Source organism: Paracoccus sp. MC1854, assembly GCF_014164635.1.
In the GTDB taxonomy this organism is placed as follows: Bacteria; Pseudomonadota; Alphaproteobacteria; order Rhodobacterales; family Rhodobacteraceae; genus Paracoccus.
Genome location: NZ_JACJFU010000005.1, coordinates 153,059 through 173,715, shown reverse-complemented (window position 1 = coordinate 173,715; position 20,657 = coordinate 153,059). Strand labels below are relative to the sequence as shown.

Annotated in this window: 22 protein-coding genes; 11 read left to right on the top strand and 11 right to left on the bottom strand. The window is 69.3% G+C overall.

Annotated features, from left to right (window positions below; genetic code table 11):
- Positions 1-31: 31 nt before the first annotated feature.
- A complete protein-coding gene (locus tag H5395_RS06515) occupies positions 32-619 on the top strand; it encodes a lytic transglycosylase (protein WP_182791757.1) in 588 nt (195 codons plus the stop codon).
- A gap of 6 nt (positions 620-625) precedes the next feature.
- On the opposite strand, the gene H5395_RS06510 is transcribed toward H5395_RS06515, so the two are convergent.
- Complete coding sequence (locus H5395_RS06510) at positions 626-1,222, bottom strand: outer membrane lipoprotein carrier protein LolA (RefSeq protein WP_182791756.1); 597 nt, start codon at positions 1,220-1,222, stop codon at positions 626-628.
- A gap of 92 nt (positions 1,223-1,314) precedes the next feature.
- Entirely contained in the window at positions 1,315-2,538 is a 1,224-nt protein-coding gene (locus tag H5395_RS06505; RefSeq protein ID WP_182791754.1) for a UbiH/UbiF/VisC/COQ6 family ubiquinone biosynthesis hydroxylase, read from the bottom strand.
- Between the two features lie 281 nt (positions 2,539-2,819).
- Here H5395_RS06505 and H5395_RS06500 point away from each other — a divergent pair, with 281 nt between their 5' ends.
- The 4 genes from H5395_RS06500 (at position 2,820) to H5395_RS06485 (ending at position 8,855) form a co-directional block, all read left to right on the top strand.
- Positions 2,820-4,148, top strand: a complete 1,329-nt coding sequence (locus H5395_RS06500) for an amidase (protein WP_182791753.1) — start codon at positions 2,820-2,822, stop codon at positions 4,146-4,148.
- A gap of 90 nt (positions 4,149-4,238) precedes the next feature.
- Positions 4,239-5,420 (top strand): aminotransferase class I/II-fold pyridoxal phosphate-dependent enzyme, encoded by a 1,182-nt coding sequence (locus tag H5395_RS06495; protein WP_182791751.1) that lies wholly within the window; start codon positions 4,239-4,241, stop codon positions 5,418-5,420.
- A gap of 7 nt (positions 5,421-5,427) precedes the next feature.
- Positions 5,428-8,043, top strand: coding sequence for a DNA translocase FtsK (locus tag H5395_RS06490; protein WP_182791749.1), 2,616 nt, complete (start codon positions 5,428-5,430; stop codon positions 8,041-8,043).
- Between the two features lie 20 nt (positions 8,044-8,063).
- Positions 8,064-8,855 carry a DUF2268 domain-containing putative Zn-dependent protease gene (locus H5395_RS06485; RefSeq protein WP_182791748.1) on the top strand — a complete coding sequence of 264 codons (792 nt, stop codon included), beginning with the start codon at positions 8,064-8,066 and terminating at the stop codon, positions 8,853-8,855.
- 1 nt (position 8,856) lies between these two features.
- Here H5395_RS06485 and H5395_RS06480 read toward each other — a convergent pair whose 3' ends face one another.
- The 3 genes from H5395_RS06480 to ribA all read right to left on the bottom strand — a co-directional run bounded on the left by H5395_RS06480 (position 8,857) and on the right by ribA (position 11,343).
- Positions 8,857-9,474 carry a rhomboid family intramembrane serine protease gene (locus tag H5395_RS06480; RefSeq protein ID WP_182791746.1) on the bottom strand — a complete coding sequence of 206 codons (618 nt, stop codon included), beginning with the start codon at positions 9,472-9,474 and terminating at the stop codon, positions 8,857-8,859.
- Positions 9,475-9,581: 107 nt separating this feature from the next.
- Complete coding sequence (locus tag H5395_RS06475; RefSeq protein ID WP_182791797.1) at positions 9,582-10,112, bottom strand: L,D-transpeptidase; 531 nt, start codon at positions 10,110-10,112, stop codon at positions 9,582-9,584.
- 169 nt (positions 10,113-10,281) lie between these two features.
- A complete protein-coding gene (gene ribA / locus H5395_RS06470; protein WP_182791744.1) occupies positions 10,282-11,343 on the bottom strand; it encodes a GTP cyclohydrolase II in 1,062 nt (353 codons plus the stop codon).
- 136 nt (positions 11,344-11,479) lie between these two features.
- On the opposite strand from ribA, the gene H5395_RS06465 reads away from it, so the two are divergent.
- Positions 11,480-12,166, top strand: a complete 687-nt coding sequence (locus H5395_RS06465; RefSeq protein ID WP_182791742.1) for a response regulator transcription factor — start codon at positions 11,480-11,482, stop codon at positions 12,164-12,166.
- Positions 12,167-12,290: 124 nt separating this feature from the next.
- On the opposite strand, the gene H5395_RS06460 is transcribed toward H5395_RS06465, so the two are convergent.
- On the bottom strand, positions 12,291-13,265 hold the full coding sequence (locus H5395_RS06460) for a glutathione S-transferase family protein (RefSeq protein WP_182791740.1): 975 nt from the start codon (positions 13,263-13,265) through the stop codon (positions 12,291-12,293).
- Between the two features lie 40 nt (positions 13,266-13,305).
- Here H5395_RS06460 and H5395_RS06455 point away from each other — a divergent pair, with 40 nt between their 5' ends.
- The 5 genes from H5395_RS06455 (at position 13,306) to H5395_RS06435 (ending at position 16,440) form a co-directional block, all read left to right on the top strand.
- A complete protein-coding gene (locus tag H5395_RS06455) occupies positions 13,306-14,097 on the top strand; it encodes an exodeoxyribonuclease III (protein WP_182791796.1) in 792 nt (263 codons plus the stop codon).
- A 77-nt stretch (positions 14,098-14,174) separates the two neighbouring features.
- Positions 14,175-15,086: a co-chaperone YbbN gene (locus H5395_RS06450; protein ID WP_182791738.1), complete on the top strand. Its 912-nt coding sequence runs from the start codon at positions 14,175-14,177 to the stop codon at positions 15,084-15,086.
- Entirely contained in the window at positions 15,083-15,715 is a 633-nt protein-coding gene (locus H5395_RS06445) for an LON peptidase substrate-binding domain-containing protein (RefSeq protein ID WP_182791736.1), read from the top strand. Before H5395_RS06450 ends, H5395_RS06445 begins: the two co-directional genes overlap by 4 nt.
- 53 nt (positions 15,716-15,768) lie before the next feature.
- Entirely contained in the window at positions 15,769-15,927 is a 159-nt protein-coding gene (locus H5395_RS06440) for a Trm112 family protein (protein ID WP_182791795.1), read from the top strand.
- A gap of 3 nt (positions 15,928-15,930) precedes the next feature.
- Complete coding sequence (locus tag H5395_RS06435; protein WP_182791734.1) at positions 15,931-16,440, top strand: GNAT family N-acetyltransferase; 510 nt, start codon at positions 15,931-15,933, stop codon at positions 16,438-16,440.
- 54 nt (positions 16,441-16,494) lie between these two features.
- Here H5395_RS06435 and H5395_RS06430 read toward each other — a convergent pair whose 3' ends face one another.
- From H5395_RS06430 to H5395_RS06410, 5 genes are all read right to left on the bottom strand, one after another.
- A complete protein-coding gene (locus tag H5395_RS06430) occupies positions 16,495-17,085 on the bottom strand; it encodes a DUF1003 domain-containing protein (RefSeq protein ID WP_182791732.1) in 591 nt (196 codons plus the stop codon).
- 46 nt (positions 17,086-17,131) lie between these two features.
- Positions 17,132-18,037 carry an N-acetyl-gamma-glutamyl-phosphate reductase gene (gene argC, locus H5395_RS06425; protein ID WP_182791730.1) on the bottom strand — a complete coding sequence of 302 codons (906 nt, stop codon included), beginning with the start codon at positions 18,035-18,037 and terminating at the stop codon, positions 17,132-17,134.
- A 40-nt stretch (positions 18,038-18,077) separates the two neighbouring features.
- A complete protein-coding gene (locus H5395_RS06420; RefSeq protein ID WP_182791728.1) occupies positions 18,078-18,407 on the bottom strand; it encodes a DUF779 domain-containing protein in 330 nt (109 codons plus the stop codon).
- A complete protein-coding gene (locus H5395_RS06415) occupies positions 18,404-19,459 on the bottom strand; it encodes a DNA topoisomerase IB (protein ID WP_182791727.1) in 1,056 nt (351 codons plus the stop codon). Before H5395_RS06415 ends, H5395_RS06420 begins: the two co-directional genes overlap by 4 nt.
- A gap of 61 nt (positions 19,460-19,520) precedes the next feature.
- Entirely contained in the window at positions 19,521-20,573 is a 1,053-nt protein-coding gene (locus tag H5395_RS06410) for a quinoprotein relay system zinc metallohydrolase 2 (protein ID WP_182791725.1), read from the bottom strand.
- Positions 20,574-20,657: the final 84 nt, after the last annotated feature.

The window sequence follows — 20,657 nt, the reverse complement described above, 5'->3', positions numbered from 1 at the left end:
GTCCGAAAAAGAAAAACCGGGGGCACAGGCAATGAACACCTATCTCAAGCTGGCCATCGTGATGCTGGTCGCGTCCTGCGGCGGCGGCGGAGGCAACTTCAAGGCGCCGCGCGATCTGGACAACGCCTGCTCGATCGTGGCGCAGCGCCCGGCCTATCTGCGGGCCATGAAAGCGTCAGAACGGCGCTGGGGCGTGCCGGTGGCGGTGCAGATGGCCTCAATCCACCAGGAATCGAAGTTCATCGGCGACGCCCGCACCCCGCACCAGTTTGCGCTGGGCATCATCCCGATCGGAAGGCAAAGCTCCGCCTACGGCTATTCGCAGGCGCTGGACGGGACGTGGGAGGAATACCTGAAGGAAAACGGCAAGCGCCGCGCCCGCCGCGACGACATCCGCGACGCCACCGACTTCATGGGCTGGTACATGCACGGCACGGCGCAGCGGCTGGGCATCCCCAAGAACGACGCGGCGAACCAGTATCTCGCCTATCATGAGGGCCGCTCGGGCTTTGCCCGCGGCAGCCACATGTCAAAGCCGTGGCTGCTGGGGGTCGCCGGGCGGGTGCACCAGCGGGCGGGGATGTATCAGGCGCAGCTTTCGGCCTGCGGGCGCGCCTGACCGGGTTCAGTTCCGGCGCTGTGCCTCGCTGGTGATCGAAAAGCGCGAGGCGGGGATCTGCACGCCCTTCTGCATCTCGCCCAGGATCACGGTGGTCTTCTTGCCGGTGTCGTCGGTGACGACCCACTGGCGCAACTCGGTCGGGTTGGCGGTGAAGACCATCTGGATGTTGCCGTATTCCGGGTGCTGAGGGTCCTGCGCGGTCACCACGGTCGTGTTCTTGCGTTCCGTGTGCCCGATGACGGATCCGCTGCGCGCAAGGTTCACGTTGTCGGCGAGGATGATGTTCAGGGGCGTGCGCGCCAGCGGATACTGCTGCGCGCCCGAGTTCGACTTGCGGTCGAAGACCGCCACCGTCCCGCCCGAAGCCAGCACCAGCGTGCTGTCGCCCTGGTATTCGAACCGCACCCGGCCGGGGCGATGGATATAGACGCGGCCCGGCGTGACCGAGCCGTCGGCATTCACCTGGGTGAAGTCCGCCACCACCGTTTTGAGACCGTTGAGGTAGCGCGAGATTTCATTGAGCGAGATCCTCTCGGCCGCCGCGGGCAGCGCGAAGATCAGAGCGAAGGCGGGCGCAAGAGCGAGAGAGCGAAGGTTCATGAGCGATGTGATACCGCCTTTCCAAGGACTTGCACGTCACGATAGCGGGACGGCACGGGCCCGAACGCTCGCGTTCCGGTGACGGTTCCGGGCTACAGCGGCCGCCCCGTCAGCAGCCGGGGCATGGGCGCGAGTGACAGCCCCGCCGCCTGCCGCATGAAGGCGCGGCGCAGGGGAGGGATGGCGGTGACGATCCCCATCCCAAGACCCCGCGCCTGCCGCAGAAGCGGCAGGTCATTGGAAAACAGCGTGTTCACCCCGTCCATGCCGAGGCCCAGCGCCGTTGCATCGAATCGCCGCCACCTCTGGTAGCGCCCCAGCACATCCGGCGCGCCGATATCCTCGCCGCGTCGGGAAGCCTCGGCCACGACCTCGGCCAGCGCCGCCACGTCCCGCAGCCCGAGGTTCAGCCCCTGCCCCGCGACGGGATGGACCCCGTGCGCGGCATCCCCCACCAGCGCGATGCGCGGCGCGACATAGGCTTCGGCCAGGCTGAGGCTCAGCGGATAGGAGAACCGCGGCCCGGCCAGCCGTATCTTGCCCAGATAGTCGCCGAAGCGGGGGCGCAGCACGTCGAGGAACGCGTCATCCGGCAACGCCGCGATCGCCCGGGCATTCTCGTCCGTCTCGGACCAGACGATGGAACTGCGGTTGCCCGGCAGCGGCAGGATCGCCAGAGGGCCGGTCGGCATGAAATACTGCCAGGCCACCCCGCCATGCGGCTTTTCGTGATCGAGCGCGCAGACCAGCGCCGTCTGCCCATAGCCATGCCCGCGCCGGGTGATGCCAGCCCGCGCGGCCACGCCCGAGCCGCGCCCGTCCGCGCCGACCAGCAGCCGTCCGGTCAACGCGCGCCCGTCGTCCAGGGTGACCGCGACATGGCCGGGACGCTCGTCCTGCGCGACAACCTGACGGCCGGGCAGATGGGTGACGCGGCCCGCCATCGCCTCGACCAGTGCTGCGTAAAGGAAGCGGTCCTCCAGCATGTGGCCGACTGGTCCTTCCTCGATCTCGGCCGAATCGAAGATCAGGTGGAACGGTCCCGCGCCCTCGCCGGGCTGCCCCTGCGCCGCCTCGACCCGCAGGATCGGCTGGGCCTTGTCGGCCAGCCCCTTCCACAGCCCCAGCGCCGTCAGCAGCCGCCGCGAGGCCAGCGCCAGAGCATAGGCGCGCCCGTCGAAGCCCACCTCGGCCCTTGCCCGCACCGGCCGCGCGTCGATAACGGCGACCGACAGCCCGACCTGGGCCAGCGCAAGCGCCAGCGTCGGGCCGTTCAGCCCGCCGCCCGCAATGATGACATCGTGATCAACAGCCATGGCACGCACCCTAACCGTCCGCCCCGCAACCGTCCATGCGGCGCAAGCGCCTGCGCATCTTCTTTCCGGCCGAAATGCCGCGGGGCTTCCGAGCGCCCGGAACAGGTGGTGGATCAGAAAACAGCCATCAAGGCTGTTTTCCCGCCGAATGGGTCCAGTGGACTGTTTTCGGCGAGGAAGGGGCGAGGAAGGGGAGCAGCCCGGGCGGGCAGCGCCCCGGTCCGGCATTGCCGCCCCGGCCCTGCGCCGCTAGCGTGAACATAAAATTCAGGGAACATCGCATGGACTGGCTGAAAGCCTCGGCGACGGAACAGGGACGGGCGATCATGGCCGGGCTGGTCAGCCCCATCGATCTGGCCGAGGGCTATCTGGACGCAATCGAGCGCGCCCCCCTTGGCCCCCGCATCTTTGCCCGCACCACGCCCGACCGCGCCCGGGCCGAGGCCATCGCCGCCCATGACCGCGCCAGGGCGGGTCTGCGGCGCAGCCTGCTGGACGGGGTGACGCTGGCCTGGAAGGACAACATCGACAGCGCGGGCGTGGCGACCGAGGCCGGGTCCATGCTGCTGGAAGGCCGCATCCCCGACCGCGACGCGGCGCTGCTGGAAACGGCGACCCTGCAGGGGGCGATCTGCCTTGGCAAGACCCACATGACGGAACTGGCCTTCTCGGGCCTCGGGCTGAACCCGACCGTGGCCACCGTGCCCAACGCCTATGACGCGGACCTTGTCGCCGGAGGCTCCTCGGGCGGATCGGCGGTTGCGGTGGCGATGGGGCTTGCGGCGGCGGCGATCGGGTCGGACACCGGCGGCTCGATCCGCCTGCCCGCCGCCTGGAACGGCATCGTCGGCTTCAAGCCCACGCCCAGCGCGGTGGACATGACCGGCATCCTGCCGCTCTGCCGCCGCTTCGATGTCGTGGGGCCGATGGCCCGCACTGTCGAGGACTGCGCCGAGATCTTCGGGCTTCTGCGGGGCCACCCCGCCCCCGACCTGCGCGGGGCGTCCGCCCGCGGGTTGCGGCTGATGGTGCTGGACGGCCTGCCCTTCGAGGACGCGCGCGAGGAACCCGTTGCCGGTTTCGAGGAAGCGGTGCAGCGGCTTGCGGCGGCAGGCGTCTCGATCACCCGCGCGGCGCCCCCTTGCGTCACCGACGCCGCCGCGCTTTCGCCCACGCTCTTTGCCTCCGAAGCCTATGGCCTGTGGCGCGATCAGATCGAGGCCGCGCCGGAACTGATGTATCCCCCGATTCTCGAACGCTTCCGCGGCGGGCGCGAGGTCAGCGCCGCCGATTACGTCGCTGGATGGGAACGGCTGTTCCATCTGCGGCAGGACTGGGCCGCCACCGCTGCCCCCTTCGACGCGGTGATCCTGCCCACCGCCCCGACCCTGCCGCCCGAGATCGCCCGGCTGGAAGAGGACGCCGCCTATTTCGCCGCCCAGAACCTGCTCGCGCTGCGCAACACCCGCATCGGGAACTCGATGGGCCTGCCCGCGATCAGCCTGCCGACGGCGCGTCCAGCCTGCGGGCTGATGCTGATGGGTCCGGCAGGCGGCGACCTCAGGCTGCTGCGGGTGGCGCAGGCCGTCGAGATGGCACTACGGGACTGATCCCGCCCGGCCTTTGTCTGGACGCATCGGCGCTTTGCCGCTAGTCTTGCCGCAAAACGGGACGGCACGATCCCGTGATTGCGAGGCAGCATGGCATCTCCCGAGCGGTTCTCGAACCTGCCGGAATACGCGTTTCCGCGCCTGCGGAAGCTCTTGTCCAACGTGGCCCCCGGCCCCGATCCGATCGTCATGACGATCGGAGAGCCGCGCCATGGCATCCCCGATTTCGTCGCCCCGATCCTGTCGCGAACCGTCGATGAACTGGGGAAGTACCCTCCGAACGAGGGCACGCCCGAACTGCTGAAGGCGATCTCGGGCTGGCTTGCCACCCGCCACGGCATCGAGGTGCCGCCCGAGGGCATCACCATCGTCAACGGCACCCGCGAGGGTCTGTTCAATGCGGCCCTCGCGCTCTGCCCGGAACGCAAAAACGGCGCCACGGCGCGAATCCTCGTGCCAAATCCCTTCTATCAGGTCTATGCCGTGGCCGCCGCCGCCGTGGGGGCCGTGCCGGTCTTCGTCAACGCCACCGCCGAAACCGGCCACCTGCCCGATTTCGCCGGGCTGGATGCGGCCACGCTGGATGCGACAGCCATCTGCTATCTCTGCTCGCCCGCAAATCCGCAGGGCGCGGTGGCGGGCCGCGACTATCTGGAACGGCTGGTCGAACTGGCCGAGCGCCACGATTTCCTGATCTTCGCCGACGAGTGCTATTCGGAGATCTGGCGCACCGCCCCGCCCCCCGGCGCGCTTGCCGTCGCAATGGGCATGGGGCTGGGCCACCGCGTCATCATGTTCAACTCGCTCAGCAAGCGGTCGAACCTGCCGGGCCTGCGCTCGGGCTTCATCGCGGCGGCACCCGAGCATATCGCCCGCCTGCGCGTGCTTCGCAGCTATGCCGGCGCCCCCGTCCCCTTGCCCCACCAGCGCGTCAGCGAATCCGCCTGGGCCGAGGAAGCCCATGTTCAGGCGAATCGGGCGCTTTATCAGGAAAAATACGCCATCGCCGACCGGATCTTCGGCAATGTGCCGGGCTACCAGCCGCCCGAGGGCGGGTTCTTCCTGTGGCTGCCCGCCGAGGACGGCGAGGCCGCCGCGCGGAAGCTGTGGGCCGAGGCCGGGGTGCAGGTGCTGCCCGGCGCCTACCTGGCCCGCGACACCGACCAGGGCAATCCCGGCCGCAGCTATGTCCGGGTGGCGCTGGTGGGTCCGACGGCAGAGACCGAGGATGCGCTGACCCGCATCCGCGACACGCTTTATGGAAAGGGGTAAGGCAGGCATGGCGAGCTGGCACGCGAGACACCGCGACCCGCTGTTCGACCAGACCACGCAAGTGGCGCTGCAGCGCCGCAGCAAGGAACTGGCGGGCGCCGGACTGATCGTGGCAGGCGTTCTGGTCGCCATGATACTGTTTTCCTACACGCCCGACGACCCCGGCGTGGGCACCGCGACCGACCAGCCGGCCCAGAACCTGCTGGGGCGGCTGGGCGCCTATATCGCCTCGGCCCTGTTCATGATCGTGGGGCAGGGAAGCTGGATGCTGGCGGTTTCGGGCATTTTCTGGGGCCTGCGCCTGATGCTGCACCAAGGCGAGGAGCGGCTGCTGCGCGGCGTCTTCACCCCCATTGCCATGGTGGTCGTGTCGGTCCACGCAAGCTCGCTGGTCCCGCCCGAGGGCTGGACGCAGAGCTTCGGCCTCGGCGGCTATCTCGGCGACATGCTGATGGGCGCGATGCTGGGCCTGCTGCCCGTCAGCGCCGCCGCCGGGCTGAAGATCCTGGCCTTCCTGACCGCGATCGGCACGGTGGCGATCGTGGCCTTCGTCCTCGGCTTCGACCGGCGCGAGCTGATGGGGATCGGCCGGTTCCTGTCGGCCGGGCTGGCGACCGCCTATGACCTGACGATGACCCTTCTGGGGCGGGGCGCAAGCGCCTCGGTCATCGCCGCCCGCGAGGTCCGTCGCCGGGCCGAGGCCTGGCGCCAGCGCACCGCCGCAGCCAAAGAGCAGGCGCCCGAGGCCTTGCCCGAGGCAGAGCCGGCGCCTTCGGGCATGTTCTCGCGCCTGCGCCCTCCACCCGAACCCGAGGTCCTGCAGCCCGAACTGGTCGAGCCTGACCCCCATTACGACGAGGCGACCGCCGCGCCGGATGCCGGGGAGGTCAGCGCCCGCATCACCGACGCCATCCGCCATCACCGCACCGATCCCGAGCCGGAGGCCCGCCAGCCGGCAGAGGACGGCCGCTCGACCCTGGCCGCCGTCACCGCGCGCCTGACTGGCCGCGCGCCGGTCCCCCCTGCCCCGCTGATGGAAAGCGTCCGGGCCGCCGTGCCGCCCCCGCCGCAAGCCGCATCCCCGCGCGAGCCGGCGCTGCCCGCGTCGTCCTTCGACAACAGCCTTTACGAACGCCCGCCACTGTCGCTGCTGGCCGCCCCCGCCACGGTCGAGCGCCACACGCCGAGCCAGGAAGCACTTGCCGAGAACGCCCGGATGCTGGAAGCGGTGCTGGACGACTATGGCGTCAAGGGCCAGATCACCGCCGTCCATCCCGGCCCGGTGGTGACGCTTTACGAACTGGAACCCGCACCGGGGCTCAAGGCCAGCCGGGTGATCGGGTTGGCCGACGACATCGCCCGATCGATGTCGGCGCTGTCGGCCCGCGTGTCCACCGTGCCCGGCCGCACCGTGATCGGGATCGAGCTGCCGAACCAGCGCCGCGAAAAGGTCGTGCTGCGCGAGATCCTGTCCTCGGGTCCCTTCGCCGACAGCGCCGTGCCGCTGCCGCTGGCCTTGGGCAAGGACATCGGCGGCGAGCCGGTGGTGGCGAACCTCGCCAAGATGCCGCACCTGCTGATCGCAGGGACGACCGGCTCGGGAAAATCCGTCGCCATCAACACCATGATCCTCAGCCTGCTTTACAAGCTGACGCCCGAGGAATGCCGGCTGATCATGATCGACCCCAAGATGCTGGAACTGTCGGTCTATGACGGCATCCCGCATCTGCTCTCCCCCGTCGTGACCCACCCCAAGAAGGCCGTCGTGGCCCTCAAGTGGGTCGTCTCCGAGATGGAGGAACGCTACCGCAAGATGTCCAAGATGGGCGTGCGCAACATCGAGGGCTACAACAGCCGCGTCCGCGAGGCGCTGGAGCGGGGCGAGATGTTCCGCCGCACCATGCAGACGGGCTTTGACGAGGACACCGGCGAGCCCGTCTTCGAGACCGAGGAGTTCCAGCCCGAGACCTTCCCCTATATCGTCGTCATCGTGGACGAGATGGCCGACCTGATGATGGTCGCCGGGAAAGAGATCGAGGCCTGCATCCAGCGCCTCGCCCAGATGGCCCGCGCAAGCGGAATCCACATCGTCATGGCGACGCAGCGCCCGTCCGTCGATGTCATCACCGGCACGATCAAGGCAAACTTCCCGACCCGGATCAGCTTCCAGGTGACCAGCAAGATCGACTCGCGCACCATCCTGGGCGAGATGGGGGCCGAGCAGCTTCTGGGCATGGGCGACATGCTTTACATGGCAGGCGGCTCGCGCATCACCCGCGTGCATGGCCCCTTCGTGTCGGACGAAGAGGTCGAGGAGGTCGTCACCCACCTCAAGTCCTTCGGCCCGCCGCAATATGTGTCCACCGTGGTCGAAAGCCCCGAGGACGAGCGCGACGCCGAGATCGACCAGATCCTCGCCAGCGACGGCTCGGACGACGCGCTTTACGATCAGGCGGTGGCGATCGTGGCCAAGGACCGCAAGTGTTCGACCAGCTACATCCAGAGGAAGCTCGCCATCGGCTACAACAAGGCCGCCCGGCTGGTCGAGCAGATGGAGGAGCAGGGCGTCGTCAGCCCCGCGAACCACGTCGGCAAGCGCGAGGTCCTGGTGCCCGAGGTCTGAGCCTCGGTCACCGGAGCACCATGCCCTACTGGCAGGTCCATTTCCTGAACGCCCGCCATGCGCTGACCGGCATCATGCCAGAGGTCAGGGCAGCCGTCGCGGAATCGGTGGCGCTGGCGACGGGCCACCTCGACCTGCCCGACTTCGACCTCGTGGTGCAGGCGGGTGACGGGGGGTCCGACTGGGGCGTCCTCGGCACCGCCCGCGCGCCGGGCGTGATCGAGCTGACCCTGTCGCCCGCGCGCTTCGCCCATGACCTTACGGTGCGGCGGATGGTGCGCGAGCTTCATCACCTCGTCCGGTGGGAACGTCCCGGCTATGGCCGCTCGCTGGGCGAGGTGCTGGTCAGCGAGGGGCTGGCCGGGCGTTTCGTCGCCCGCGTGCTGGGCGGACCGCCCGACCCATGGGACGCAACCACGCCGCCCTCGGGGCTGGCGAAGCGGGCGATGACGGAATGGGCCTGGCGCGATCTCGACCGCGGGCTGTGGTTCGAGGGCCGCGGCAACATCCGCAAATGGGCGGGCTACGGCCTTGCCCACCGGCTGCTGGCCGAGCATCTGTCGCGCGAGCCGGACCTCGACCCGCTGGACCTGATCCATGCCCCGGCCGAAACCCTGCGCCCCGCCATGCGGCGGCTGAGCGGCGCGCCCGAGGCCGAAGCTGATGAAGCGCCGGAACCCGCCGGCGACGCATCGGAAACAGACGCCGTCCCGCTGCCCGAACCTGACTTAGAGGCGCAGGGGACGGGCAGCGAACTACCAGCGCAGACCGAGGACTCCTCCGCCGACACGCGCGGGGAACCTCCGGCCTGATTCAGCGCCGCAGCCGGGGCCGATAAAGCGCCCCGATCACTATCCCGGCAAGCGCCCCGCCCAGATGCGCCTGCCAGGCGATGTTCGGCACCGCCAGTGTCAGCGCCACGTTCAGCAGGACGAACTGCAGGACCGGCCCGGCCAGCAGGCGCAGGCTGCCGCCCTTCGCAAGCTGGATACGCGCGGCAATGGCGATCTCGGCCCCCGCCAGCCCGAAGATCGCGCCGGATGCGCCGACCACCGGATAGGGGCTGTCCGACAGCCACAACTGCACCACCCCCGCCGCCACCTGGGCCACCACGTAAAGCGCGACCATCGCGCCCCCCGCCATCACCACCGACAGCGAGCGCGCCAGCACGTAAAGCGCCAGCATGTTCATCCCCAGGTGCAACAGCCCCCCATGCAGGAAGCCGTAGGTGAGGAACATCGTCACCTGCTGGCCGGGAAACATCGGCCTGACATCCTTCAGAAGCTGCGGCCACAGCGCCCCGTGCAGCATCGCCCACTCCCGCAGCGCGGGCGACAGCGTCAGCAGGTGGACCGCGACGCAGGCGACGATCACGCCCATGAAGGCGCGGGGGACGGATGGGCGCGGGAAAAAGTCGATCCGGTCGGTCATGCCTTGAACATAGGAGCGGATCGCGCGGCGGCAAACCTGATGCCGCCTGCCCGCCTGCCGGAAGGCGTCATCCGGCCCCCCCGCCGTCCCCGCAGGTACGGCGCAACTCAGGCGCCATGGGCGACCGCGCCGCGCCTGCCCATGCGGCCCGCAAGCGTGGCGGGCACGATCAGCCTTGTGCCGGGCGGGGCAAGGCCGGCGATCCGCATCAGGTCGCGCCGTGAGAATGCGATGCAACCGGCCGTGGGATGGCGCGGGCGCCGCCACTGGTGCAGGAAGATGGCCGACCCCTTCCCCGCCCGGGCAACCGGCCAGTTCCAGTCCGTGACCAGCACCAGGTCGTAAAGCGGATCGGGCCGCCGCAGCCGCTCGTGGCTGGCGGCAAGGGGCGCCCGCACCCAGCGGTTATAGGCAGGATGGCCGCTGTCGTCGCACCAGAGATCGCCGGGACCGATGGGCTCGGCCCAAGGCGCGGGCCGCGCGATCCGGTCGGGGCGATACAGCAGCCCGACGATCCGGTGGACGCCTGCGGGGGTCGCGCCGTCGCCCTCGCGCTTGGCGGCCGAGACGCCGGCGCGGCCGATGCCGCAGGGGATCAGGCGGCCCCCGAAACGCAGGCCAAGGGGCGTCAGGACCATGTCGTCCCTCTGCGCGATGGGCGCAGACCGGGGCCGATCCGGGGGGCGGCAGGCGTCCCCTGCCATCTGCGGGTGCAGGGTCATGGCCGATCCTCCATCTCGGTTCGGAAAACCGCAATGGCGGGGCGCGGCCGGGACGGGCCTCGCCTATGGCCTGCAGGCTGCCGCCTCACAGCAGATGCCCCGACTTGTCGCGCTTGATCGTCAGGTATGCGTCGTTCCAGCGGTTGCGGCCGACCTGAAGGGGGACGCGCTCGACCACCCGGATGCCGTGGCCTTCCATCATCGCCACCTTGCGCGGGTTGTTCGTCATCAGCCGCACCGCCGAGAATCCCAGCCGCCGCAGCATGGCGGCGCCAAGGCGGAAGTCGCGCTCGTCGTCCTCGAAGCCCAGCCGGTGGTTCGCCTGCACCGTGTCGAAGCCCTGGGCCTGCAGGTCATAGGCACGCATCTTGTTGGCAAGGCCGATGCCCCTGCCTTCCTGGTTGAGATATAAAAGCACCCCCGCGCCCTCGGCCCCCATCGCCGCCAGCGCCGCGTGCAACTGCGGGCCGCAGTCGCATTTGAGGCTGCCCAGCACGTCGCCGGTGAAGCAGGCCGAATGCAGCCGAGCCAGCACGGCGGCATCGCGAGGCGGCTCGCCGATCTCGATGGCGTAATGCTCGTCGCTGCCGTCGTCAGGTCGCAGGATGTGCAGGCGGGTGTGCTCGGCCGCCGCAATGGGCAGGCGGGCGGCGGCGACAGGCGACAGCGCCGCCTCGGCAGCAAGCTGCGCCAGCGTCGGGCCGGCGGGCAGGACGGTCAGGCCGGGGGGCGGAGCATCAACCGGCACCACCAGCACGGCGGGCAGAAGCTGCGCCGACTTCGCCAGCGCCAAGGCTGCGCGGTGGGGCGCGGGGTCACCATCGCGCCGGGTGAAGAGCGGCCCCTTCATCGGCACCCGCAGGTCATCCGAGGGGTCTGCCACCGCCCGCAGCCATGTCAGGTCGGCGTCCGGGGGCAACTCGACCCGCGCCAGATCGCCGTCATAGGCCCGCGCCTTCAGCGTCTCGGCCCGGCGGTCCGTCAGCGCCACCACGGACTTGCCGAATCCCCGAATCCCCGCCAACCGGGCCGGCGACAGTGTCTCGACTGCCGCCGCCAGATGGCCGTCGATCACGACCGGCAGCCCCACCCGCAGGTCGGTGCGGGCGCGGCTGATCGTCTCGGTCAGGGTGGGCAGCAGGGTCATGGGGCGGGCAAATCCTGAAACAATCCGTAACATAAGGGCGCCCCGCGACAACTGCTTGTGAGAAAGGTTTCAACCCGCTGGACGCCGGGCATCCCTGCGCCATCTTGCCGCCAAAGCGCAACCGATGGAGGCTGCAATGGCCGGACTGAAGAAGATCCTTCTTGTGGACGACGAGGAAGACCTGCGCGAGGCGCTGGCCGAGCAACTGGTCGCGACCGAGGATTTCGACGTCTTCGAGGCCGGCACCGGCGCCGAGGCGGTGGAAAAGACCAAGGGCGCGATCTTCGACCTGGTGGTTCTGGACGTGGGCCTGCCCGACACCGACGGGCGGGAACTCTGCAAGCGGCTGCGCAAGCAGGGGGTGAAATGCCCCATCGTCATGCTGACGGGCCACGACACCGACGCCGACACGATCCTCGGCCTCGATTCGGGGGCGAACGACTACATCACCAAGCCGTTCAAGTTCCCCGTCCTGCTGGCCCGCCTGCGCGCCCAGTTGCGCACGCACGAGCAGTCCGAGGACGCGATCTTCCAGCTTGGGCCTTATACCTTCAAGCCGTCGATGAAGATGCTGATCGACGGCAAGGACCGCAAGATCCGCCTGACCGAGAAGGAAACCAACATCCTCAAGTTCCTGTACCGCGCGCAGGACGGGGTCGTGCCGCGCGACGTGCTGCTGCACGAGGTCTGGGGCTACAATGCGGGCGTCACCACCCACACGCTGGAAACCCACATCTACCGCCTGCGCCAGAAGATCGAGCCGGAGCCGTCCAACGCGCGGCTGCTGGTTACGGAAAGCGGCGGCTACCGGCTGGTGGCCTGAGGCGGGAACCGCACCGCCCCCCGCGCGTTGAACGGACGAAGCCCAGTGGCCGGGGACGCGGCCACATTCCTCCCTCCCTGTCTTACTGGCCCCGGCATTGCGCCGGGGTTTTTTTCTGCGCGGGTCAGCCGCGTCCGTGCGGCTCGTCCCAGTCGATCACCGGGTTGATCGGGATCAGGCCGTGCAGGTTCAGGTCGGGGTGGCTGCGGTAGTAGTGGTGGGTGATGTGGTCCTGCCGCACGGTGGGGGCGATGCCGGGCATCTGGTAAAGTTCGCGCGTCCAGGCCCAGAGGTTCGGATAGTCGCGCAGCCACTGGCGGTTGCACTTGAAATGCGTGTGATAGACCGTGTCGAAGCGCACGGCGCTGGTGAACATGCGCCAGTCGGCCTCGGTCAGCCGGTCCCCGGTCAGGTAGCGCTGGCGCGAAAGGATGTCGTCGGCCCACTCCATCGTCTCGAAAACGGGGCCGATGGCCTCGTCATAGGCGGCTTGCGTGGCGGCGAAACCGGCGCGATAGACCCCGTTGTTGAAGTTCGGATAGACGCGCTCGTTCACCGCCTCGATCTCGGCGCGCAGGTCCTCGGGCCAGTAATGCGCCTCGTTCCCGGTCAGCGCGTCGAAGGCGCTGTCCAGCATGCGGATGATCTCGCTCGATTCGTTGGATACGATGGTGTTCTGCTGCTTGTCCCAGAGGACCGGCACCGTGACCTTGCCGGTCATCTTCGGGTCGGCGCGCAGGTAGATCTCGCGCAGGTAGTCGGACCCGAACAGCGGGTCGCCGGTGGCCCCGTCGAAATCGGTGGCGAAGGTCCAGCCCTCGTCCCCCATCACCGGATGGACCACCGAGACGTCGATATGCGGCGCAAGTCCCTTGAGTTCGCGGAAGATCAGCGTCCGGTGCGCCCATGGGCAGGCGTAGGAGACGTAGAGGTGATAGCGCCCGCTTTCCGCCTGAAAGCCCCCCTGCCCCGATGGCCCTGCCTCGCCGCCCGGCGTGCACCAGTTGCGGAAGCCCGCGTTCTGGCGCTTGTAGGCGCCGTCCTTTTTCGACGCCCCGATGCTGCCCTTGGTCCAGACCCCGTCCACAAGCTGGTTCATCGGCTTCCCCTTTCCCGCGCTGCGCGTTAAGTCGCGCCCCATGTTCACCATTGCCACCTGGAACATCAACTCGGTCCGCCTGCGGGCCGGTCTCGTCACCCGTCTTCTGGGCGAGGAAGCCCCGGACATCCTCTGCCTGCAGGAATGCAAGTCGCCGATCGAGAAGATGCCCTTCGATCTGTTCCACGATCTCGGCTATCGCTGGATCGTGGCCCGCGGCCAGCGCGGTTACAACGGCGTGGCGATCCTGTCGCGCCTGCCGATCATCGATGCGGGCGACCAGGACCACGCAGGGCTGGGCCACGCCCGCCATGTCGCCGCAAGGCTGGAGAACGGCGTCACCATCCACAACGTTTATGTCCCCGCAGGCGGCGATGTCCCGGACCGCGAGGTCAATATCAAGTTCGGCCAGAAACTCGACTACCTGACCGACATGCGCGACAGCTTCCATTCGGAAAAGCCCGCGCGGTCGATCCTCGTCGGTGACCTCAACATCGCGCCGATGGAGGATGACGTCTGGTCCCACAAGGCGATGCAGAGGATCGTCAGCCATACCCCCATCGAGATCGAGCATCTGGCCCAGACGCAGGACGCGGGCGACTGGGTGGATGTCACGCGCAAGGATATCCCCGACGGCAAGCTTTATTCTTGGTGGAGCTATCGCGCCCGCGACTGGGACGCGGCCGACAAGGGCCGCAGGCTGGACCACATCTGGGCGACCGCCGACATCGCGCAGGCGGGCCACGCCAGCCGCATCCTGCGCCCCGTGCGGGGATGGGATCAGCCCAGCGACCACGTCCCCGTCTTCGCCTGCTTCGACCTGAGCGTGTGACCGCAAGGCCCCTTCCGGTCCCGCGCGCCAACGCCCATATTGCGGCCAATTGAAGAAACACTCCGGGGATCAGGACGATGCTGCTGCAAGGCTCGGGCGAGACGCCGCCGAACACCGCCGATTTCATCAAGGACGTGACCGAGGCCGATTTCATGGCCGAGGTGATCGACGCCTCGATGCAGGTGCCGGTGATCGTGGATTTCTGGGCGACATGGTGCGGCCCGTGCAAGACGCTGGGTCCGCAGCTTGAGGCCGAGGTCGCCCGCCACAAGGGCCGGGTCAGGATGGCCAAGGTCGATGTGGACAAGAACCAGATGATCGCCCAGCAGTTGCGGGTGCAGTCGATCCCGACCGTTTATGCCTTCTTCCAGGGCCAGCCGGTCGATGCCTTCCAAGGCGCGATCCCGCAGAGCCAGATCAAGGCTTTCGTGGACAAGCTGGCGGCTTTGGGCGGCGATGACGGCGGCCTCGGCGCCGCGCTGGAAGCCGCCGAGGCGATGCTTGCCGAAGGCGCCGCGCTGGATGCCGTCGAAACCTTTGCCGCAATTCTGGGAGAAGAACCCGAAAACCCGCAGGCCTGGGGCGGGCTGATCCGCGCCCAGTTGGCCGGGGGCGACACCGAAGCGGCCGAGGCGGCGCTGGGGCAGGTGCCTGCCGCCGTCGCCACGGCCGCCCCGGTCGAGGCCGCCCGCGCGCAACTGGCGCTGGCCCGGCAGGCCGCCAATGCCGGGCCGCTGGCGGATCTGGAATCGCGGGTGAACGCCGACCCTTCGGACAGCCAGGCCCGCTTCGACTATGCGACCGCGCTGCACGCCGCGGGCCGGGTCGAGGAGGCCATCGACCAGTTGCTCGAATCCTTCCGTCGCGACCGCGACTGGAACGACGGCGCCGCCAAGGCGCAGCTGCTGACGATCTTCGACGCGCTGCCGCCCACCGACCCTCTGGTGCAGAAGGGGCGCCGGCGGCTGTCGTCGCTGATCTTCGCGTGAGCCTGCGCGGCACCCTGCCCGACACGATCCCGCTGTTCCCGCTGCCCGGCGCGGTGCTGCTGCCGCGCACCCGCCTGCCGCTGCATATCTTCGAGCCGCGCTACCTGCAGATGGTGGATGACGTGCTGAAGACGGGCGACCGGATGATCGGGATGATCCAGCCCATCGGCGACGGTCTTGCCACTGTCGGCACCGCCGGGCGTATCACGATGTTTTCCGAGGCTGACGACGGGCGGCTGATGATCTCGCTGCGCGCGGTGTCGCGGTTCCGGCTGGCGGAACGGATCGAGGGCTTCACTCCCTACCTGCGCGGCCGGATCGAGTGGAGCGAGTTCCGGTCGGACCGCGCCGGCTCGGTGCCGCCCGATCCCGCCTTCGACCGCCCCGGTTTCATCGAACGGCTGCGCCGCTACATGGACGAGCGCGAGCTGTCCACCGATTGGAACGCTGCCGAGGAGGCCGACGACGAGCTGCTGGTCAACAGCCTGTCCATGCTGCTGCCGCTGGGCGTCGAGGAAAAGCAGGCGCTGCTGGAAGCCCCCGACCTGCCCGCCCGGCGCGAGATGCTGGACGGCCTTCTGGAATACGCCCTGCACGGCGGCGGCGATGACGAGGAGATGCTGCATTGACCACCCCGCCCCTGCCCGAAGCCCCCGCCCCCGCCCCCGCCTTCGACCGGCATATGCTGGAAGCGCTGGTCTGCCCGGTGACGCATGGGCCGCTGTCCTATGACGCCGCGCGGCAGGAACTGGTGTCGCGGACGGCTGGCCTCGCCTTCCCGATCCGCGCGGGCATCCCGATCATGCTGGTGACCGAGGCGCGGCAGATCAAGGCGGACTGAGCAATGCCCGACCCCGGCGTCACCCTGCGCGAAGAGGTCCCCGGCGATGCAACTGCGATCCGCAGCCTTGTCACCGAGGCATTCCGGGGCGCGGCCCATGCCAGCGGGACCGAGGCGCAGATCGTGGACGGCCTGCGCGCGGCGGGCGCCCTGAGCCTGTCGCTGGTGGCCGAGGGGGACGCGGGCATCCTCGGCCATGTCGCGGCCTCGCCCGTCGGCATCGGGGATGCGCCGGGCTGGTTCGGCATCGGCCCCCTTGCGGTCAGGCCCGACCGGCAGTCGCGCGGCATCGGCGCGGCGCTGATGCAGGCGGCGCTGGCGCGGCTGCGGGCCGTAGGGGCGCAGGGCGCGGTGCTGGTGGGCGAGCCTGCATATTACGCGCGCTTCGGCTTTGCGCCCGATCTCGGCCTCACCGTGCGCGGCATCCCGGCAGACTATGTGCTGGCGCTGCCCTTTGCCGAACCCGCGCGGGGCGAGGTCCGGCATCACCCCGCCTTCGGCCTCGAGGGCTGAGCATCCGCAAAGGCGCGAACGCCAGCGGCACCCGCTGAACCGGCCCGGGCAGGTTCAGCCGTCCGGCCGCAGCCCCTGCGCCGGGCGCGCGCCGCCGTCCCCGTCCACGCGCCGCAGCAACTCGTCCAGTTGCCCGGCGATGCGGGCGATGTCGTCCCTCATCGCCAGCAGCTCGCTGTGACGCAGCTCATCCAGCTTTTCATGCAGCGCCATGATCTCGAGCGCGGCCTTCAGGTTGACCTCGTAGTCATGGGCCGCGTCGATGCGGTCACGCTGCGCCTGCCGGTTCTGGCTCATCATGATGACGGGCGCCTGGATCGCGGCCAGCATCGACAGGATCAGGTTCAGGAAGATGAAGGGATAGGGATCGAAGGCCCCGCGCCCCGGCAGCCAGGTGTTGCCGACGGTCCACAGCAGCATGAAGGCGCCGAACCACAGGATGAAGGGCCATGATCCGCCGAAGCGGGCGACGGCATCCGCCAGGCGCTGGCCGAAGGTCAGCCCGGTTCCATAGTCCCCGCCGGTATCCCGCGCGATCGGCCGGCGCGTGACCGAGCTTTCAAGGACGCGATGTTCCGGCCCGCTCAGCCCCTCGGGCGGGCGGCTCAGCCAGCGTTGCGCCATGTCCTCGACTGTCCTGCTCATGACCGGTCCTCCTTTCCATCTTCGGGATCGGAGACCGGCGGCGGGGTCAGAGCCCCACGCCCTCGTCCGCCCCGATCATCAGGTTCAGGTTCTGCACCGCCGCGCCCGACGCACCTTTCCCGAGGTTGTCCAGAACCGCCACCAGCACCGCGCAGCCGTTCTCGTCGCTACCGTGGACGGAGAGATGCATCTCGTTGGTGTCGTTCAGGACGGTGGGGATCACGCGGGCCACAGGCTCGACGACCTTGACGAAACGCGCGCCCTCATAGTGGCGGGCCAGCGCGTCGCGCAGATCGGCAATCCTGCGGCCTTCAAGCTGCAACGGAATCTGCACGACCATCCCTTGGGCGAACTGCCCCACGGAAGGCGCGAAGACCGGGCGGCGGGTCAGCTTCGAATGCCTGATGATCTCGGGCAGGTGCTTGTGGCCTTGGCCCAGCGCATAGACGAAGTAGTCGGGGGCGCCCTCGATCTCCATCTCTGCGATCAGTTCCTTGCCGCCGCCGGTGTAGCCCGAGACGGCGTTGATCGAGGCGATCTCATCCGGGGCCACCAGCCCCGCCGCCACCAGCGGCGCCGCTAGCGCGATGGCGCCGGTGGAATAGCAGCCGGGGTTGGACACATGGCGAGCCGTGGCGATGGCCTCGCGCGCGCCGGCGGTCAGTTCGGGGAAGCCGAAGGCCCAGCCGTCGGCCACCCGATGCGCGGTCGAGGCGTCGATGAAGCGCACCTCCAGCCCCTCGGCCAGCTCCACCGCTTCCTTCGCGGCGGCGTCGGGAAGGCAAAGGATGGCGACTTGGGCCTCGGCCAGCGCCTCGCGCCGGGCCTCGGGGTCTTTCCGGCGAGCAGGGACGAGTTGGACCAGCTCGATGTCGCGGCGTGGGGCCAGGCGCTCGCGGATCTGCAACCCCGTGGTTCCGGCCTCGCCGTCGATGAACACCTTGTGCGCCATGTCGCCCCCTTTCGCTTGCCCCGCGATGTGGACCCTGCGCCTAAGAGGCGCAAGTGGGCGGGCGCAGGACGAAATGGCGGTCCAGCGCATTGTCGAGGCTGAAGCCCGCCCCGCGCCCCGGCACCGCGTCCACCGTCAGGTCGGTGTCGGCCCAAGCCTCGGCCTGAAGGCTGCCGGTCCAGAAGGGCGCGGTGCCGATGGTGCCAAGCTGCACGTCGTTGGTCCCGATGCGGAAGTCGCCCTGCGCGTAGACCATCGGCGCGGTCCCGTCGCAGCAGCCGCCCGACAGGTGGAACATGACGGGGCCATGCGCGGCCTCGATCTCGGCCAGCAGGTCCAGCGCGGCTTGGGTGGCGGTGATGCGGTTCATGCGGCAAGCCTTTTCTGCAGGAACTCCAGCACCTGCCGTTCTTCGGGGCGCAGGGCGGGTTCGTCCAGTTCCTCGGCGATCTCCTCGGTGATTTCCAGTGCGAGGTCGTCGGACAGGTAGCTGTCGATCACCTGCGGGTGGACATAGCACTTGCGGCAGATCGTGGGCGTGTTGCCCAAGCGGGCCGAGACCTGTTCGATCGCCTCGCGGACGTTGCGCTTGGCGGCGGCCGCGCTGTCGGCCTTCTCGTATTCGGCCAGCGCCAGCGCCGCCAGCACCGTGCCGGTCCAGGTGCGGAAATCCTTGGCGGTGATGTCGGTGCCCGAAATCTCGCGCAGGTAGGCGTTCACGTCGCCCGAGGTGACGCTCCGCCGCTCGCCATCCTCGTCGAGATACTGGAACAGGTGCTGCCCCGGCAGGTCCTGGCTGGCCTTGACGATCCGCGCCACCCGGCGGTCGCGGATGCCGAGGTTCCATTCCTTGCCGCTTTTCCCCTTGAAGCGGAAGCGGACCTGCGAGCCTTCGATCTTCACATGGCGGTCGTTCAGCGTTGTCAGCCCGTGCGACTTGTTCTGCTTGGCGTAATCGGCGTTGCCGACCCGGATCATCGTCGTTTCCAGCAGATGCACCACCGTCGCCAGCATCTTTTCGCGCGGCATCCCCCGGCGGCTCATGTCCTCGTCCACGCGGGCGCGCAGGGAGGGAAGGGCGGCCGCGAAATCCAGCATCCGCTCGTATTTCGTGCTGTTGCGGGCCTCGCGGAAGCGGGGGTGATAGCGATACTGCTTGCGCCCGCGGACATCGCGGCCCGTCGCTTGCACATGGCCGTTGGAGTCGGGGCAGATCCAGACATCGGTATAGGCGGGCGGGATCGCCAGAGCGCGGATGCGGGCCAGCGTGTCCTTGTCCTTGACCGTTTTGCCGTCAGGGCCGGGATAGCTGAAGCCCTTGCCCGCGCGGCGGCGGCGGATGCCGGGTTCCGAGTCGCTGACGTAGACGAGCCCGGCGCTTTCGGCGGCATCCTGCGGATCGACGATGCTGCCTGTCGCCATGATTCATCCCTTGCGGCTGTGGCGAAGAACGCGAGCCGGCCCGTTCCGGTTCGCGGGCGGCTCAGTCCCATTCCATCTCGGCATAAGCTGCGGCAGCGTTCCTCGCGGTCGTCGCGGGAAAGTCGGCCCAGCCATCCGCCAGCGGGGTCATCGCCACCCCCATCGCCGGGACCGCCGCCGACAGGCCCTGCCCCGCGTCCAGTGCCGCCCGCACGGCGTCGCGCAGGGCCTCCAGATAGGACCGCTGCGCGGCGTTTGCCTCGGTGAACGAACCTGCCACCGGACCGTGCCCCGGAATGACCGGAGCCCCCTCGTGCGGCTGGGCGTTCCAGTCGAGCCAGCCTTTCAGCGAGCCGTCCACGACCGGCGTCAGCCCCCGAAACACCAGATCACCGGTGAACAGCGCCCCCGTGGCGCTGTCGCGCACGGTCAGGTCGCTGTCGGTATGGGCGCGGGGCACCGGAGACAGTTCCAGCGTCCGCCCCCCGAGGTCCAGCACCTCTGGCCCCGAGATGGTCCGTGTCGGACCGATCAGGACCGTGCCCGCCCATGCCGCTGCGCCGATCTGCGCGGGGATGCTTTCGGCCCAGGTCTCGCGGCGGAGGTCCAGCGCCTCGGGCAGGCGGGCGTCGCCTATGATCTCGGCGCCCGCCTCGGCGAAGACCTCGGCACCGGCGATGTGATCAGGGTGCATGTGGGTCAGGACCACAGGGCCGATGGGCAGGCCGGTCAGGCGGCGGATGGCGGCGTACAGTGCCTCTCCCTGCGCGCGCGAGCCGCCGGGGTCGATCACCGCCACGCGGCTGTCGCCCACAACCACGCCGAGGTTGGCGATCCAGCCGCGGTTTTCGGGGGAAAGCTGCGCGTCGGCGCCGCGATGGACGTGGACGCCGGGGGCGACTTCGGCAAGTTCCAGCGCCTCGGCCCGGGCCAGCGGCTCGCAGCGCCAGCCCTGACCGGTCAGGTCCGGGTGCGCGGCCAGCCAGGCGGCGGCGGTATCCTCGGCCTTGGCCTCGCATCCTGCCGCATCCAGTGCCTCGGCGGCGGGCAGCAGGCGGTCCGCGCAGGCCAGGGGATCGGCAGCAAGGCAGGCGGTCAGGATCAGGACGTGCATCGGCGGGCCCTCCGGCGGGCAGAGTGTCGCGCTCTCGCGGCCTGCACAGCGCCGGAGACAGGTTCTACGACCTTGGTCGGGGTC

Coding starts and splice junctions, on each gene's coding strand:
- H5395_RS06515 (WP_182791757.1), top strand. CDS start 32: ATGAACACCTATCTCAAGCTGGCCATCGTGATGCTGGTCGCGTCCTGC.
- H5395_RS06510 (WP_182791756.1), bottom strand. CDS start 1,222: ATGAACCTTCGCTCTCTCGCTCTTGCGCCCGCCTTCGCTCTGATCTTC.
- H5395_RS06505 (WP_182791754.1), bottom strand. CDS start 2,538: ATGGCTGTTGATCACGATGTCATCATTGCGGGCGGCGGGCTGAACGGC.
- H5395_RS06500 (WP_182791753.1), top strand. CDS start 2,820: ATGGACTGGCTGAAAGCCTCGGCGACGGAACAGGGACGGGCGATCATG.
- H5395_RS06495 (WP_182791751.1), top strand. CDS start 4,239: ATGGCATCTCCCGAGCGGTTCTCGAACCTGCCGGAATACGCGTTTCCG.
- H5395_RS06490 (WP_182791749.1), top strand. CDS start 5,428: ATGGCGAGCTGGCACGCGAGACACCGCGACCCGCTGTTCGACCAGACC.
- H5395_RS06485 (WP_182791748.1), top strand. CDS start 8,064: ATGCCCTACTGGCAGGTCCATTTCCTGAACGCCCGCCATGCGCTGACC.
- H5395_RS06480 (WP_182791746.1), bottom strand. CDS start 9,474: ATGACCGACCGGATCGACTTTTTCCCGCGCCCATCCGTCCCCCGCGCC.
- H5395_RS06475 (WP_182791797.1), bottom strand. CDS start 10,112: ATGGTCCTGACGCCCCTTGGCCTGCGTTTCGGGGGCCGCCTGATCCCC.
- ribA (WP_182791744.1), bottom strand. CDS start 11,343: ATGACCCTGCTGCCCACCCTGACCGAGACGATCAGCCGCGCCCGCACC.
- H5395_RS06465 (WP_182791742.1), top strand. CDS start 11,480: ATGGCCGGACTGAAGAAGATCCTTCTTGTGGACGACGAGGAAGACCTG.
- H5395_RS06460 (WP_182791740.1), bottom strand. CDS start 13,265: ATGAACCAGCTTGTGGACGGGGTCTGGACCAAGGGCAGCATCGGGGCG.
- H5395_RS06455 (WP_182791796.1), top strand. CDS start 13,306: ATGTTCACCATTGCCACCTGGAACATCAACTCGGTCCGCCTGCGGGCC.
- H5395_RS06450 (WP_182791738.1), top strand. CDS start 14,175: ATGCTGCTGCAAGGCTCGGGCGAGACGCCGCCGAACACCGCCGATTTC.
- H5395_RS06440 (WP_182791795.1), top strand. CDS start 15,769: ATGCTGGAAGCGCTGGTCTGCCCGGTGACGCATGGGCCGCTGTCCTAT.
- H5395_RS06435 (WP_182791734.1), top strand. CDS start 15,931: ATGCCCGACCCCGGCGTCACCCTGCGCGAAGAGGTCCCCGGCGATGCA.
- H5395_RS06430 (WP_182791732.1), bottom strand. CDS start 17,085: ATGAGCAGGACAGTCGAGGACATGGCGCAACGCTGGCTGAGCCGCCCG.
- argC (WP_182791730.1), bottom strand. CDS start 18,037: ATGGCGCACAAGGTGTTCATCGACGGCGAGGCCGGAACCACGGGGTTG.
- H5395_RS06420 (WP_182791728.1), bottom strand. CDS start 18,407: ATGAACCGCATCACCGCCACCCAAGCCGCGCTGGACCTGCTGGCCGAG.
- H5395_RS06415 (WP_182791727.1), bottom strand. CDS start 19,459: ATGGCGACAGGCAGCATCGTCGATCCGCAGGATGCCGCCGAAAGCGCC.
- H5395_RS06410 (WP_182791725.1), bottom strand. CDS start 20,573: ATGCACGTCCTGATCCTGACCGCCTGCCTTGCTGCCGATCCCCTGGCC.